This is a genomic window from Streptomyces sp. NRRL B-24085 (assembly GCF_001282115.1).
Classification (GTDB): Bacteria; Actinomycetota; Actinomycetes; order Streptomycetales; family Streptomycetaceae; genus Streptomyces.
Genome location: NZ_LJBR01000179.1, coordinates 1 through 11,762, shown reverse-complemented (window position 1 = coordinate 11,762; position 11,762 = coordinate 1). Strand labels below are relative to the sequence as shown.

Below are 11,762 nucleotides of genomic sequence, written 5' to 3'. Positions count from 1 at the left end.
ACCCCTGATTGCCCGCCCGACCGCCAGGGAAACCGCACTGGGTGCACCCCCGTATCGAGGACTACGCCCTCATCGGCGACGAACAGACCGCCGCCCTGGTCGGCATGGACGGCTCCGTGGACTGGCTGTGCCTGCCCCGCTTCGACTCGGCGGCCTGCTTCGCCCGGCTGCTCGGGGACGAGGAGAACGGCCACTGGCGGATCGCCCCCGAGGGCGCGGACCGGTGCACGAGGCGTGTCTACCGCCCCGGCACCCTCGTCCTGGACACCGAGTGGGAGACCGACGAGGGCGCCGTGCGGGTCACCGACCTGATGCCGCAGCGTGACGTGGCCCCCGACGTCGTACGGATCGTGGAGGGGCTGCGCGGCCGGGTCACCGTGCGCAGCACGCTCCGGCTGCGCTTCGAGTACGGCTCGGTCGTGCCGTGGGTGCGCAGGTCCGACGGGCACCGGGTGGCCGTCGCGGGACCCGACTCGACGTGGCTGCGCAGCGTGCCCCCGGTGCGCACCTGGGGTGAACACTTCGGCACGCACTCCCAGTTCACGGTGGAGGCCGGTGAGAAGATCGCGTTCGTCCTGACCTGGCACCCCTCGCACGAGCCGCGTCCCCCGCTGACCGACCCCTTCGAGGCGCTGGAGAGCAGCGTGGCCGACTGGCAGGCGTGGGCGGCGCGCTGCCGCTACGACGGTCCGCACCGGGACGCCGTGGTCCGCTCCCTGATCACCCTGAAGGCGCTCACCTACCGGCCGACCGGAGGCATCGTGGCCGCGGCCACCACCTCGCTGCCGGAGGAGATGGGCGGGGTGCGCAACTGGGACTACCGCTACTGCTGGCTGCGCGACTCCACCCTCACCCTGGCCGCCCTGGTGCAGTGCGGCTATCTGGAGGAGGCCGAGGCCTGGCGGAACTGGCTGCTGCGCGCGGTCGCCGGCGACCCGGCGGACCTCCAGATCATGTACGGCGTCGCGGGCGAGCGGCGGTTGCCCGAGTTCGAGCTGCCGTGGCTGTCCGGCTTCGGCGGCTCCCGGCCGGTGCGCATCGGCAACGAGGCCGTGAAACAGCTCCAGCTCGACGTGTACGGCGAGGTCATGGACTCGCTGTCGCTGGCCCGGCACGCGGGCCTGGCCGCCAAGCCGCACATCTGGTCCCTGCAGAGGGTCCTGCTGGACTTCCTGCGGTCCTCCTGGCGGCAGCCGGACGAGGGGATCTGGGAGGTGCGCGGCGGCCGCCGCGACTTCGTCCACTCGAAGGTCATGGTGTGGGTGGCCGCCGACCGCGCGGTGCGCACCCTGGAAGCCTTCCCGGACCTGACCGGCGACCTGGAGGGCTGGCGCGCGCTGCGCGAGGAGGTGCACCGCGAGGTCTGCGAGAAGGGCTACGACCCCGACCGCAACACCTTCACTCAGTACTACGGCTCACGTGAACTCGACGCGTCCCTGCTGCTGATCCCGCGCACCGGCTTCCTGCCGCCGGACGACCCCCGGGTCGTCGGCACCGTCGACGCGATCCGCGCGGAGCTGGGCCACGACGGGCTGGTACGGCGGTACAGCGCCGAGGAGACCCCCGTCGACGGGCTGCCCGGTGGCGAGGGCACGTTCCTGGTGTGCTCGTTCTGGCTCGCCGACGCGCTCCACATGACCGGCCGCAAGAAGGAGGCGCGGGACCTCTTCGAACGCCTGCTGGGCCTCACCAACGACGTGGGGCTGCTGTCCGAGGAGTACGACCCGGTGGCCGGCGCCCAGCTCGGCAACTTCCCGCAGGCGTTCAGCCACATCGGTCTGGTGAACACCGCCCTCACTCTGTTCGGGGGCGAGGAGGCAGGATAGGGGCCATGGATCTTGGACTGAAGGACCGTGTGTACGTCGTCACCGGAGCGACCCGTGGGCTCGGCAACGCGGCCGCGCGCGAGCTGGTCGCGGACGGGGCGAAGGTCGTGGTGACCGGCCGGGACGAGGAGCGTGCGCTCGCCGCGGCCGCGGAGCTGGGGCCGAACGCCGTGGGCGTGGCCGTCGACAACGCCGATCCGTCGGCGCCGGAGCGTTTGATCGCCGCCGCGCGTGAGCACTTCGGCGGCTTCGACGGGGTGCTGATCAGCGTGGGCGGGCCCGCACCCGGCTTCGTCGCCGACAACACGGACGAGCAGTGGCAGGCCGCGTTCGAGTCCGTGTTCCTGGGCGCGGTCCGGCTGGCCCGGGCGGCCGCGGCGGAGCTGGAGGCCGGGGGCGTGATCGGGTTCGTGCTGTCGGCGTCGGTGCACGAGCCGCTTCCGGGGCTGACCATCTCGAACGGGCTGCGTCCCGGTCTCGCCGGGTTCGCGAAGTCGCTCGCGGACGAACTCGGGCCGCGCGGCATCCGGGTCGTCGGCCTCCTGCCGTCGCGCATCGACACGGACCGCGTGCGCGAACTGGACGCGATGTCGGCCGATCCCGAGGCCACGCGGGCCGCCAACGAGTCCCGGATTCCGTTGCGCCGGTACGGGACGCCGGAGGAGTTCGGGCGGGCCGCGGCGTTCTTCCTGTCGCCGGCCGCCTCCTACCTGACCGGGGTCATGCTGCCCGTCGACGGGGGCATGCGGCACGGGTTCTGAGGCGGACACGGCCCCACGCCCCCGGGTTTCTCAACTGACCCTCTCCGCCTTGTGCTTGACGGCGGTCATGCGGACCTCGGCCGGCAGTGAGTCGAGGCCCGCTGAATTGCGGGCGTGCGCCAGGGACTCCGCCGTCAGGTGGTTCAGGGTCGTTCCGGGGTCCACGTGCGGTTCCAGGTGGAGGTGTACGTGGGTCTCCGGGGCGTCCGGGCGGCCTTTCAGACGCGCCTGGGCTCGCTGTACGCCGTCCAACTGCCCCGCGTCGCTCATCAGCACGCCCTCCAGGGCCCGGCCCCTCAGGAGCGCGCCCTCGCCGTCGCCGGTGTTGACGCGCACCTCCGTGAGCCGGCGCCTGCGCAGGACCGCCGTCAGCCACCACAGGGTCAGCAGCACCACGAGCGCCAGTGCGGCGATGACCGCGGGCCACCACCAGCCCTCGCCGTCCCAGCGGGTGCGCTCCGCGTCGCTCAGCAGGACGTCCTTCTTGCCGTCGTGGATCCACCAGGAGGGCGGGTCGAGGCCGAGGCCCACGGCGAGCACCGAGCCGCCGACGACGAGCAGGACCAGGCCCACCAGGCCGATCAGTACACGGTTGACGGTCCTCTGCATCGGCCTCAGCCCTTCTTCCCGGTGCTGCGCGCCACGTGCACCGACAGGGCGGGGGGCCGGGCCAGGCCCAGTCCTCTGACCGCCTCGCCGAGGCTCGCGTCGAGGTCGGCGCGCACGTCGTCCAGTTCCCGGAAGTGGGAGACCGCGCGGACGTCGGCCTTCCGACGCCTCATGCGTACGCGTGCGGACTGGACGCCGGCCACCTCCATGGCCCGGTCGCGCAGGACCATGGCGGCCGCGTCCCGGTGGAGACCCGCGCGGACGTCGGGGTGGGTGCGGCTCATCGGCAGGACGCCCCGCAACCCCGGTGTGACGGCCAGGACGAGCAGCCACAGGCCCAGAGCGGCGGCCACACCGGCGCCGACCAGGACCCAGGTGTCGTCCAGGGGACGGGTGGCGAGCTGCCCGGAGAGCGTGCGGCGCCAGTGCATGGCCGGCCGGTGGGCCCGGACGGCCGCGATGTCGTACAGGAAGATCCCCGCGAGGAGCAGGAGCAGCAGGGCGACGAGACCGGCCGGCACCCTGCGCGCCGACCAGAAGCGGTGTGCGCCGCCCGCGGTCCCGGCCTCCGGGACGACCGGCGGTCCGTACCCGGCTGTCGTCGCGGAGTCGTCGCGCCGGTCCGGTTCCGCCGACCGTTCGATGACCGGCAGTCGTTGTGTGGTGCCCTCGGAGCCCTGGGGCTCGCTCATCGCGTCCTCCCCTGTCCCGCGCCCTGCGCCTGTGCCGGGTACAGCCGCTCCACCTGCACCGCGACCTCCGACACCTCCATTCCCACCAACGCGACTACCCGCTCGACCACTTGCTGACGCACCTCGCGGCAACGCGTCCCGATGTCACCGGGATAGCCGAGTTCGAGGTGCATGCGGATGCGGGCCACCGCGTGGTGGACGACGACGGTGGCGTAGGGGGGCTCGGCCTCGGCGGGGAGGTCCCCGAGTGCCTCGCGGGCCGCCTGTCCCGCGACCTTCGCCACCACCCGGTCGGCGATCCTCGTGGCCCCCCGGTCGCCGGGGGGAACGGCGGTCGCGGTCAGGGGTCTGCGGAGTTCGTCCGCCGCACCGGCCGCACTGCTCACGGACGTCATCTCCGCCGGTCGTCACGGGTGCGGAAGAAGTCGCCGATCTCCAGGTCCCCTTCCAGGAACCGGCCGACGACGAAGCCGATGGCGCCCAGCGCCGCCACCAGCAGGAAGGCGCCGAACCCGCCGAAATATCCCGCGAAGCCCAACGCCATGCCGGCGATCAAACCGACCACGGCCATGCTCATCGTGCGCTCCCTCAAGGTCCCTGGGGCTGAGTGCGGCTACTGGATCCGGGGCTCCGGCTCCTCGTCCTCCTCGTCGGGCAGCTTCACGTCGCTCACCGCGATGTTGACCTCGACGACCTCGAGACCGGTCATCCGTTCCACCGCGGTCACGACGTTCTCCCGTACGGCCTTGGCCACGTCCGCGATGGAGACGCCGTAGTCGACGACGATCTCCAGGTCGAGCGCGGTCTGCACCTCGCCGACCTCGGCCTTGACCCCGCGGGTCGCGGACTTCGAACCGCCGGGCACCCGGTCCCGTACGGCCCCGAAGGTGCGGCTCAGTCCGCTGCCCATGGCGTGGACGCCGAGGACGTCCCGTGCCGCGAGTCCGGCGATCTTCTCCACGACACCGTCGGCGATGGTGGTCCGCCCACGGGTCGCCGGGTCGCCGCCGCCGCGCTTGACGGTCTTGCGCGCCTGCGACTCCACTTCGGTGTTCTGCGTCGTCTCGGTCATCGCCGTCACCCCTTTCGGTCGTCCTCCTTCGACCACCGTAAGCGCGGTTGCGCGAACGCGCGCCGGAGATGCGGCAGGCTGGAGGAATGACGGCGGAGCAGTGGGCACGGACGGTGCGGCAGCAGCTCGGGCTCGGCAGACTGCTGCCGCTGGGCGGGCCGCGTGACGGCGCGTGGATCTCCGAGGAGGCGGCCCGGGGGGTGCTGCGGGCGGCGGCCGGGGACCTGCGGAGCGTGCGGCTGGGCGCGGTGCGCATCGGGCTCGCCCGTCCGGAGGAGACGTACGAGTCCGCCGTACCGGCGCCTCCGAGCGCGCTGCCGCCCGGGCCGCTGCGGCTGGCGGCGGAGTTCGAGGCCGTGCCGGACCAGCCGCTGCCGGTGACGGCGGAGCGGCTGCGCGGCGTGCTCGCGGGGGCGGCGGCCGGGCGGCTGGGGCTGGAGCTGGGCGGGGTGGACCTGCGGGTGACGGCCCTGCTGGAGGAGAACGCGGAGCGTTCCGCCGTACGGGCGTCCGAGCCGCCGCGTCCGGCCGAAGCGGGGCCGGGTGACGAGACGCGCGCCGGGGTCGCCGCGCTGGCGGTGCCCGGAGTGGACCGGCTGACCGGGGTGCTGGGCCGGCCGGTGCACATCGAGGACCGGGAGGCCGGGGCCGGTTCGCTGCCGCGCCGCCATGTCCGCGTGGAGCTCGCGGTGGGCGCGGACCGCCGGGCCCTCGACGTGGCCCGGGAGGTCCGCGCCGCTGTCGGAGCGGCGCTGCCGGACGGTCCGACGGTGGCCGTGCTGGTGACGGCCGTGGCGGGTTAGTCGCCCACGCCGGCGAGGTCCCGCAGTCGGCGGGCCTGCGCCGCGCGCTCGGCGCCGCGCTGCTCGTCGTAGGTGCGGTCCTGGGCGCCGCGCAGCAGCGCCTTGGTCTCGATGACCGCGTCGCGGGGGGCCGACAGGAGGGCGGCCGCGAGGTCGCTGACCGCTCCGTCGAGTTGGTCGAGGGGCACGGCGATGTTGGCGAGGCCGGTGCTCACGGCCTCCTCGGCCAGGACGAAGCGCCCGGTGGCGCAGATCTCCAGCGCCCGGGCGTATCCGACGAGGCCCACCAGGGGGTGGGTGCCGGTGAGGTCGGGGACCAGGCCGAGGCTGGTCTCGCGCATGGCGAACTGCACGTCGTCGGCGACTACCCGCAGGTCACAGGCGAGGGCGAGCTGGAAGCCCGCGCCGATGGCATGGCCCTGCACGGCGGCGACGGACACGAGGTCGCTGCGCCGCCACCAGGTGAAGCCCTCCTGGAACTCCGCGATGGCGGCGTCGAGTTCGGCGTCACCACTGCGGGCGAGGTCGACGAACGACGGCTCGCCCTCGATCCCCTCGGGCGTGAACATCTGCCGGTCGAGTCCGGCGGAGAAGGACTTGCCCTCGCCACGCAGGACGACGACCCGGACGGAGCCCGGCAACAGCCGACCGGCCTCGGCCAGGGCACGCCACAGAGCCGGGCTCTGGGCGTTGCGCTTGGCCGGGTTGGTCAGCGTCACCGTGGCGAGGGTGTCCTCGACGGTGAGCCGTACGCCGTCCTTGTCGAGCAGGGGAACGAGTTCCTGGCCATCCTGGCCGGACGTCGCCATGGGGCGCCTCCGATGGGTGCGGTCATCCTCCGTGCCGCGGGACGGCACAGCTAAGTGACTGCACAGTAACCACCCGGCCAGTCGGCCGACCGACCGGGTGGTCACCATCGAAGACGATGAGCCGCCCGGTTCAGGACGAAGCGGCCTTCTTGCCCCGCGTCGCTCCGCCACGCCCACGAAGCGTGACGCCCGATTCGCTGAGCATCCGGTGCACGAAGCCATACGAGCGGCCGGTTTCCTCGGCCAGCGCCCGAATGCTCGCACCGGAGTCGTACTTCTTCTTCAGGTCTGCCGCGAGCTTGTCGCGCGCGGCGCCGGTCACCCGGCTGCCCTTCTTCAGAGTCTCGGCCACCCGTGCCTCCTCATGGGAAGTGCGCTCTGGTTCTCTCATGATCACCCCTCCGGGCGTTCATGGCCACCCATTCGGCAAGGTCCGTGAGACATGGTTTTGACGACAGGAGCGCGTCCCCACATATGGAATCCGTGATTCCACACGGGCGCGTTCGTACCGCCGAACGGGTTCCTTTGTGAAGTGCCAGGTCAGAGACGCACGACGGCCGAGCCCTTGTCGATGAAGGACTCGGCCGTGAAATCGATGTAGGACACACCTCGGTACGAGGAGATCTCACACAGATGATGGATCACCGGTGGGCCGAATGATCCCTACGCCGTTGATCACGCATTCGATCAAGCGGCGGCGACGGTCAGGCGAGGGCGACGAGATCCGCGTAGTCCGCGCCCCACAGGTCCTCGACGCCGTCCGGCAGCAGGATGATCCGCTCCGGCTGGAGCGCCTCGACGGCGCCCTCGTCGTGGGTGACCAGCACGACCGCGCCCTTGTAGGTGCGCAGCGCGCCGAGGATCTCCTCGCGGCTGGCCGGGTCGAGGTTGTTGGTGGGCTCGTCGAGGAGCAGGACGTTCGCCGAGGAGACGACCAGGGTGGCGAGCGCGAGGCGGGTCTTCTCACCGCCGGAGAGGACCCCGGCCGGCTTGTCGACGTCGTCACCGGAGAACAGGAACGAACCGAGCGTCTTGCGTACCTCGACGAGGTCGAGGTCGGGGGCCGCCGAGCGCATGTTCTCCAGGACCGTGCGCTCCGGGTCGAGGGTCTCGTGCTCCTGGGCGTAGTAGCCGAGCTTGAGGCCGTGGCCGGGCACGACCGCGCCGGTGTCCGGCTGCTCGGTGCCGGCGAGCAGGCGCAGCAGGGTCGTCTTGCCCGCGCCGTTGAGGCCCAGGATGACCACGCGGGAGCCCTTGTCGATGGCCAGGTCGACGTCGGTGAAGATCTCCAGCGAGCCGTACGACTTCGACAGGCCCTCCGCCATCAGCGGGGTCTTGCCGCAGGGCGCGGGCTCGGGGAAGCGCAGCTTGGCGACCTTGTCCTGCTGGCGGACCGCCTCCAGGCCGGACAGGAGCTTGTCGGCGCGCCTGGCCATGTTCTGCGCGGCGACCGTCTTGGTGGCCTTGGCGCGCATCTTGTCGGCCTGCGAGTGCAGGGCGGCGGCCTTCTTCTCGGCGTTCTGCCGCTCGCGCTTCCTGCGCTTCTCGTCGGCCTCGCGCTGCTGCTGGTAGAGCTTCCAGCCCATGTTGTAGACGTCGATCTGGGCGCGGTTGGCGTCCAGGTAGAACACCTTGTTGACGACCGTCTCGACCAGGTCGACGTCGTGGGAGATCACGATGAAGCCGCCGCGGTACGTCTTGAGGTAGTCGCGCAGCCAGACGATCGAGTCGGCGTCGAGGTGGTTGGTCGGCTCGTCGAGGAGCAGGGTGTCGGCGTCCGAGAAGAGGATCCGGGCCAGTTCGATACGGCGGCGCTGACCACCCGAGAGGGTGTGCAGGGGCTGACCGAGCACCCGGTCCGGGAGGTTCAGCGCGGCGGCGATGGTGGCCGCCTCGGCCTCGGCGGCGTACCCGCCCTTGGTGAGGAACTCCGTCTCCTGGCGCTCGTACTGCCGCAGCGCCTTCTCCCGGGTGGCGCCCTGGCCGTTGGCGATGCGCTGTTCGTTGTCGCGCATCTTCTTCAGCAGGACGTCCAGGCCGCGCGCGGAGAGGATGCGGTCGCGGGCGAGCACGTCGAGGTCGCCGGTGCGGGGGTCCTGGGGGAGGTAACCGACCTCGCCGGAGCGGGTGATCTGGCCCGCGGCCGGGATGCCCTCGCCGGCCAGGCACTTGGTGAGGGTGGTCTTGCCCGCGCCGTTGCGGCCGACCAGGCCGATGCGGTCGCCCTTGGCGACCCGGAAGGTGGCGGACTCGATGAGGACTCGGGCGCCGGCGCGCAGCTCGATACCGGAGGCGGAGATCACGGACAGACTCCAGGGCGGATTCGGGATTGACGGATGGGCGGCTGAGGACGTTCCCGCCGTCTAATGCGCGAGGAGAATGGCCATGGGCCAAGTCTAACGGGGGCGTGCAAGCACTTTTTCTGGGTTCGGGTGTTCGGTTGGTCTCGCTCCGGGTATCCGGTCGGTCCCGTCGCCGCGCCCGTCCGGAGGTGTCCGCATGCAGTTCGACGACGACGCCAGGTTGGACACCTCCGAGGTGCAGGACGTGCGCGGCAGTCGCATCCCGGGCGGGAAGGCGACCATCGGCGGTGGCATCGGGGGGCTGGTCGTGCTGCTCCTCGGTCTCTTCCTCGGTGTCGGCCCGGACCAGCTCGGGCTCACCGACAGCGGCGGACAGCCCGCGGCCACGGCCTCCGGCCTCGCCGAGGTCGAGCGGAGCTGCAAGAGCGGGCAGGACGCGAACACGCGCGACGACTGCCGGACGGTGGCCGTGGTGAACAGCGTGCAGGACTACTGGGACCAGGAGTTCGAGCGGCGCGGCGCCACCTACACCCCCTCCCGCACCGTCCTCTTCGGCGACCGGGTCGGCACCGCGTGCGGCTCGGCGACCTCGGCGGTGGGGCCGTTCTACTGCCCGGGCGACCGGAAGGTCTACCTGGACCTCGGGTTCTTCGACGAGCTGCGCTCGAAGTTCGGTGCCTCCGGCGGGCCGTTCGCGCAGGCGTACGTGGTGGCGCACGAGTACGGCCATCACGTGCAGGACCTCATGGGCACACTGAGCCGGTCGCAGGACGGGCGCACCGGCGCCGACAGCAACGCGGTGCGGGTGGAGCTCCAGGCGGACTGCTACGCCGGGGTGTGGGCGCGCCACGCGACCACCACGAAGGACGAGTCGACGGGCCGCCCGCTCATCACGAGCCTGACCGACGCGGACATCGCCGACGGTCTGGACGCGGCGGCGGCCGTGGGCGACGACCGGATCCAGGAGCGGTTCCAGGGCCGGGTGACACCGGAGTCGTGGACGCACGGGTCGGCGCAGCGGCGGCAGCAGTGGTTCCGGGAGGGGTACCGGAGCGGCGAGCCGGAGCGGTGCGACACGTTCCGGTGACGGCCGGTATCCGGTGCGAGGGCGGCTGTCAGTGGTCGCTGCGAGACTGGTCCACGGATCGATGTCCGGCTTTTTGGTCACAAGGGAGTGATCGGCATGACGGGGACCGGCGGTGGACGCCCGAGCATCTGCCCGGCACTGCTGTACGCGGACGCGAAGGCGGCGGTCAGGCAGCTCACGGAGGCCTTCGGCTTCACCGAGCTCGCGGTGTACGAGGGCGAGGACGGCCTGGTGGCGCACGCCGAGCTCGTGCAGGGCGACGGCGTGGTGATGCTCGGCTCCAAGGGCACCGGCAGCGCCTACGACAAGCTGATGAAGGACGCGGGCCCGGCCGGGGTGTACGTCGTCGTGGACGACGTCGACGCGCATCACCGCCGCGCCGTGGAGCACGGCGCGGAGATCCTGATGCCCCCGACGGACCAGGACTACGGCTCCCGGGACTACATGGCCCGGGACGCCGAGGGCAATGTGTGGAGCTTCGGGACGTACGCCCCGCAGATCCGCCCCTGACTCAGCCGCCGGTGTGCACCTGGAAGGCGGCGCGGCGGACGGCCTTGGCGAGCGCCGGGTCGGGGTGCGCGGCGGCGAGCGCGACGAGGACCTGCACGGTGCGCGGATGACCCACGGCCCGTACCTCGTCGAGCAGTTGGGGCACGGTCGGCTGGAGGGCGGACTCCAGGTGCCGCACCAACATCGGGGCCTCGCCGTGGTCCGCGACGGCGGCAGCCGTGTCGACCCACAGCCAGGTTGCCTCCTCGCGGGTGAGGACCTCGTGGGCGTCCTCCGGGTCGATACCGTCGTGCTCGGCCAGCCACAGCAGGGCGTACGGCCGCAGGGTGGGCTCGTCGGCCACCGAGCGGACGTCGGGCTCGGCGGGGGCGCCGACCACCCGCAGCGCCTCGAAGGCCAGGCCGCGCAGCAGGGCGTCGTCGCCGCGGGCGGCACCGAGGAGCTCGGTGACGGCACTGCCGACGGGGCGGGCGGCGAGCCACGCGCGGTACTCGGCGCGGGCCGCGTTGGGGCGGAGCTGGGCGCAGCCGCGCAGCATCTCCTCGGCGGCGACCTCGATGTTGCCGGCGGGGCTCTGGGCGGCGACGCAGATCTGCTCCAGCTTGACCCACACCGCCCAGCTGCCGAGCGGGGTGAGGGTGGCCTGGCCGTCGCCGTAGGTCAGGGCGCCGACGGAGGCGAGGGCGCGCAGGGCCCAGTCGAGGAGGGGGGCGAGGGGCGCGTCGGCCGTCTCGGGCTCCTCCACGGGCTCCGGCTGCGGGCCGTAGGGGATCTCGCAGCGCTCGGTGCGCAGTTCGATGACCCGCTGCTCCAGGAGGTCCAGGAGCTGCTCGACGGGGACGGGACCGGCGGACAGCTGGAGGAAGGAGAGCACCTGGGGCATGGCCGAGACGACCTCGGCGACGGCGGCGGGCTCCCGGTCGGCGGGTTCCGGGAAGGCGAGCGACCAGGCGTCGAAGAGGGCGACCCAGCCGCGCAGGACGGCACTGTCGTCGCGGTCCCAGGCGCGCAGCCGCCAGCCCGGGCGGGCGTTGTCGCCGTGCACCTCGACGAGGCCGGCGAGGCGGGCGGTGTCCCAGTCGGCGCGGACCTGGGCCGCGGTCAGGCCGAGGTCCGCGGCCGCGCGGGCGGCGGTCTCGTCGGAGAGCGTGCCGCTGCCCTCGGAGCCCGCGCCGTCCCGGCCGGGTCCCAGGGCACCGTCGGCCCAGTGTGCGACGCGGGCCGCGGCGGCAAGACCGGTGCGCGCCATTCTGGCCAGTTCCGCGGGGGCCGGTGTGCCCTCCGGGGGGC

The 11,762-nt window shown here is 72.6% G+C and carries 14 protein-coding genes; 5 read left to right on the top strand and 9 right to left on the bottom strand.

Annotation, left to right across the window (positions count from 1 at the left end; genetic code table 11):
* Positions 1 to 41: 41 nt before the first annotated feature.
* Both AOJ26_RS20680 and AOJ26_RS20675 read left to right on the top strand, forming a co-directional pair.
* A complete protein-coding gene (locus AOJ26_RS20680) occupies positions 42 to 1,826 on the top strand; it encodes a glycoside hydrolase family 15 protein (protein WP_053849816.1) in 1,785 nt (594 codons plus the stop codon).
* Positions 1,827 to 1,831: 5 nt separating this feature from the next.
* The gene (locus tag AOJ26_RS20675; protein ID WP_053849815.1) at positions 1,832 to 2,587 is read left to right on the top strand and encodes an SDR family oxidoreductase; all 756 of its coding nucleotides are present in this window, start codon (positions 1,832 to 1,834) and stop codon (positions 2,585 to 2,587) included.
* A gap of 30 nt (positions 2,588 to 2,617) precedes the next feature.
* Here AOJ26_RS20675 and amaP read toward each other — a convergent pair whose 3' ends face one another.
* The 5 genes from amaP to AOJ26_RS20650 are packed head-to-tail and all read right to left on the bottom strand — an operon-like array spanning position 2,618 to position 4,960.
* Positions 2,618 to 3,196, bottom strand: coding sequence for an alkaline shock response membrane anchor protein AmaP (amaP, locus tag AOJ26_RS20670; RefSeq protein WP_053849814.1), 579 nt, complete (start codon positions 3,194 to 3,196; stop codon positions 2,618 to 2,620).
* Positions 3,197 to 3,201: 5 nt separating this feature from the next.
* Entirely contained in the window at positions 3,202 to 3,888 is a 687-nt protein-coding gene (locus AOJ26_RS20665) for a DUF6286 domain-containing protein (protein WP_053849813.1), read from the bottom strand.
* Positions 3,885 to 4,283, bottom strand: a complete 399-nt coding sequence (locus AOJ26_RS20660) for a hypothetical protein (protein WP_053849812.1) — start codon at positions 4,281 to 4,283, stop codon at positions 3,885 to 3,887. Before AOJ26_RS20660 ends, AOJ26_RS20665 begins: the two co-directional genes overlap by 4 nt.
* Complete coding sequence (locus tag AOJ26_RS20655) at positions 4,280 to 4,465, bottom strand: hypothetical protein (protein WP_053849811.1); 186 nt, start codon at positions 4,463 to 4,465, stop codon at positions 4,280 to 4,282. The genes AOJ26_RS20660 and AOJ26_RS20655 overlap by 4 nt, the downstream gene beginning before the upstream one ends.
* Positions 4,466 to 4,501: 36 nt before the next feature.
* Positions 4,502 to 4,960 carry an Asp23/Gls24 family envelope stress response protein gene (locus tag AOJ26_RS20650; RefSeq protein ID WP_053849810.1) on the bottom strand — a complete coding sequence of 153 codons (459 nt, stop codon included), beginning with the start codon at positions 4,958 to 4,960 and terminating at the stop codon, positions 4,502 to 4,504.
* An 86-nt stretch (positions 4,961 to 5,046) separates the two neighbouring features.
* Between AOJ26_RS20650 and AOJ26_RS20645 the strand changes: the two genes are divergently transcribed.
* Positions 5,047 to 5,763 carry a hypothetical protein gene (locus AOJ26_RS20645; RefSeq protein ID WP_053849809.1) on the top strand — a complete coding sequence of 239 codons (717 nt, stop codon included), beginning with the start codon at positions 5,047 to 5,049 and terminating at the stop codon, positions 5,761 to 5,763.
* Here the strand turns inward: AOJ26_RS20645 and AOJ26_RS20640 are convergent.
* The 3 genes from AOJ26_RS20640 to AOJ26_RS20630 all read right to left on the bottom strand — a co-directional run bounded on the left by AOJ26_RS20640 (position 5,760) and on the right by AOJ26_RS20630 (position 8,875).
* Positions 5,760 to 6,572, bottom strand: coding sequence for an enoyl-CoA hydratase/isomerase family protein (locus AOJ26_RS20640; RefSeq protein WP_053849808.1), 813 nt, complete (start codon positions 6,570 to 6,572; stop codon positions 5,760 to 5,762). The genes AOJ26_RS20645 and AOJ26_RS20640 overlap by 4 nt on opposite strands.
* Positions 6,573 to 6,702: 130 nt before the next feature.
* Positions 6,703 to 6,924 (bottom strand): helix-turn-helix domain-containing protein, encoded by a 222-nt coding sequence (locus tag AOJ26_RS20635; protein WP_004002281.1) that lies wholly within the window; start codon positions 6,922 to 6,924, stop codon positions 6,703 to 6,705.
* Positions 6,925 to 7,276: 352 nt separating this feature from the next.
* The gene (locus AOJ26_RS20630; protein ID WP_053849807.1) at positions 7,277 to 8,875 is read right to left on the bottom strand and encodes an ABC-F family ATP-binding cassette domain-containing protein; all 1,599 of its coding nucleotides are present in this window, start codon (positions 8,873 to 8,875) and stop codon (positions 7,277 to 7,279) included.
* A gap of 196 nt (positions 8,876 to 9,071) precedes the next feature.
* Between AOJ26_RS20630 and AOJ26_RS20625 the strand changes: the two genes are divergently transcribed.
* Complete coding sequence (locus AOJ26_RS20625; RefSeq protein WP_053849806.1) at positions 9,072 to 9,962, top strand: neutral zinc metallopeptidase; 891 nt, start codon at positions 9,072 to 9,074, stop codon at positions 9,960 to 9,962.
* A 96-nt stretch (positions 9,963 to 10,058) separates the two neighbouring features.
* Positions 10,059 to 10,472 (top strand): VOC family protein, encoded by a 414-nt coding sequence (locus AOJ26_RS20620; RefSeq protein WP_053849805.1) that lies wholly within the window; start codon positions 10,059 to 10,061, stop codon positions 10,470 to 10,472.
* Between the two features lies 1 nt (position 10,473).
* On the opposite strand, the gene AOJ26_RS20615 is transcribed toward AOJ26_RS20620, so the two are convergent.
* Complete coding sequence (locus tag AOJ26_RS20615; protein WP_053849804.1) at positions 10,474 to 11,721, bottom strand: hypothetical protein; 1,248 nt, start codon at positions 11,719 to 11,721, stop codon at positions 10,474 to 10,476.
* Positions 11,722 to 11,762 lie beyond the last annotated feature (41 nt).

Excerpts from the sequence above, each read along its gene's own strand:
- AOJ26_RS20640 (WP_053849808.1), bottom strand. The coding sequence starts at position 6,572 with ATGGCGACGTCCGGCCAGGATGGCCAGGAACTCGTTCCCCTGCTCGAC.
- AOJ26_RS20655 (WP_053849811.1), bottom strand. The coding sequence starts at position 4,465 with ATGAGCATGGCCGTGGTCGGTTTGATCGCCGGCATGGCGTTGGGCTTC.
- AOJ26_RS20665 (WP_053849813.1), bottom strand. The coding sequence starts at position 3,888 with ATGAGCGAGCCCCAGGGCTCCGAGGGCACCACACAACGACTGCCGGTC.
- AOJ26_RS20650 (WP_053849810.1), bottom strand. The coding sequence starts at position 4,960 with ATGACCGAGACGACGCAGAACACCGAAGTGGAGTCGCAGGCGCGCAAG.
- amaP (WP_053849814.1), bottom strand. The coding sequence starts at position 3,196 with ATGCAGAGGACCGTCAACCGTGTACTGATCGGCCTGGTGGGCCTGGTC.
- AOJ26_RS20625 (WP_053849806.1), top strand. The coding sequence starts at position 9,072 with ATGCAGTTCGACGACGACGCCAGGTTGGACACCTCCGAGGTGCAGGAC.
- AOJ26_RS20620 (WP_053849805.1), top strand. The coding sequence starts at position 10,059 with ATGACGGGGACCGGCGGTGGACGCCCGAGCATCTGCCCGGCACTGCTG.
- AOJ26_RS20615 (WP_053849804.1), bottom strand. The coding sequence starts at position 11,721 with ATGGCGCGCACCGGTCTTGCCGCCGCGGCCCGCGTCGCACACTGGGCC.
- AOJ26_RS20675 (WP_053849815.1), top strand. The coding sequence starts at position 1,832 with ATGGATCTTGGACTGAAGGACCGTGTGTACGTCGTCACCGGAGCGACC.
- AOJ26_RS20645 (WP_053849809.1), top strand. The coding sequence starts at position 5,047 with ATGACGGCGGAGCAGTGGGCACGGACGGTGCGGCAGCAGCTCGGGCTC.
- AOJ26_RS20660 (WP_053849812.1), bottom strand. The coding sequence starts at position 4,283 with ATGACGTCCGTGAGCAGTGCGGCCGGTGCGGCGGACGAACTCCGCAGA.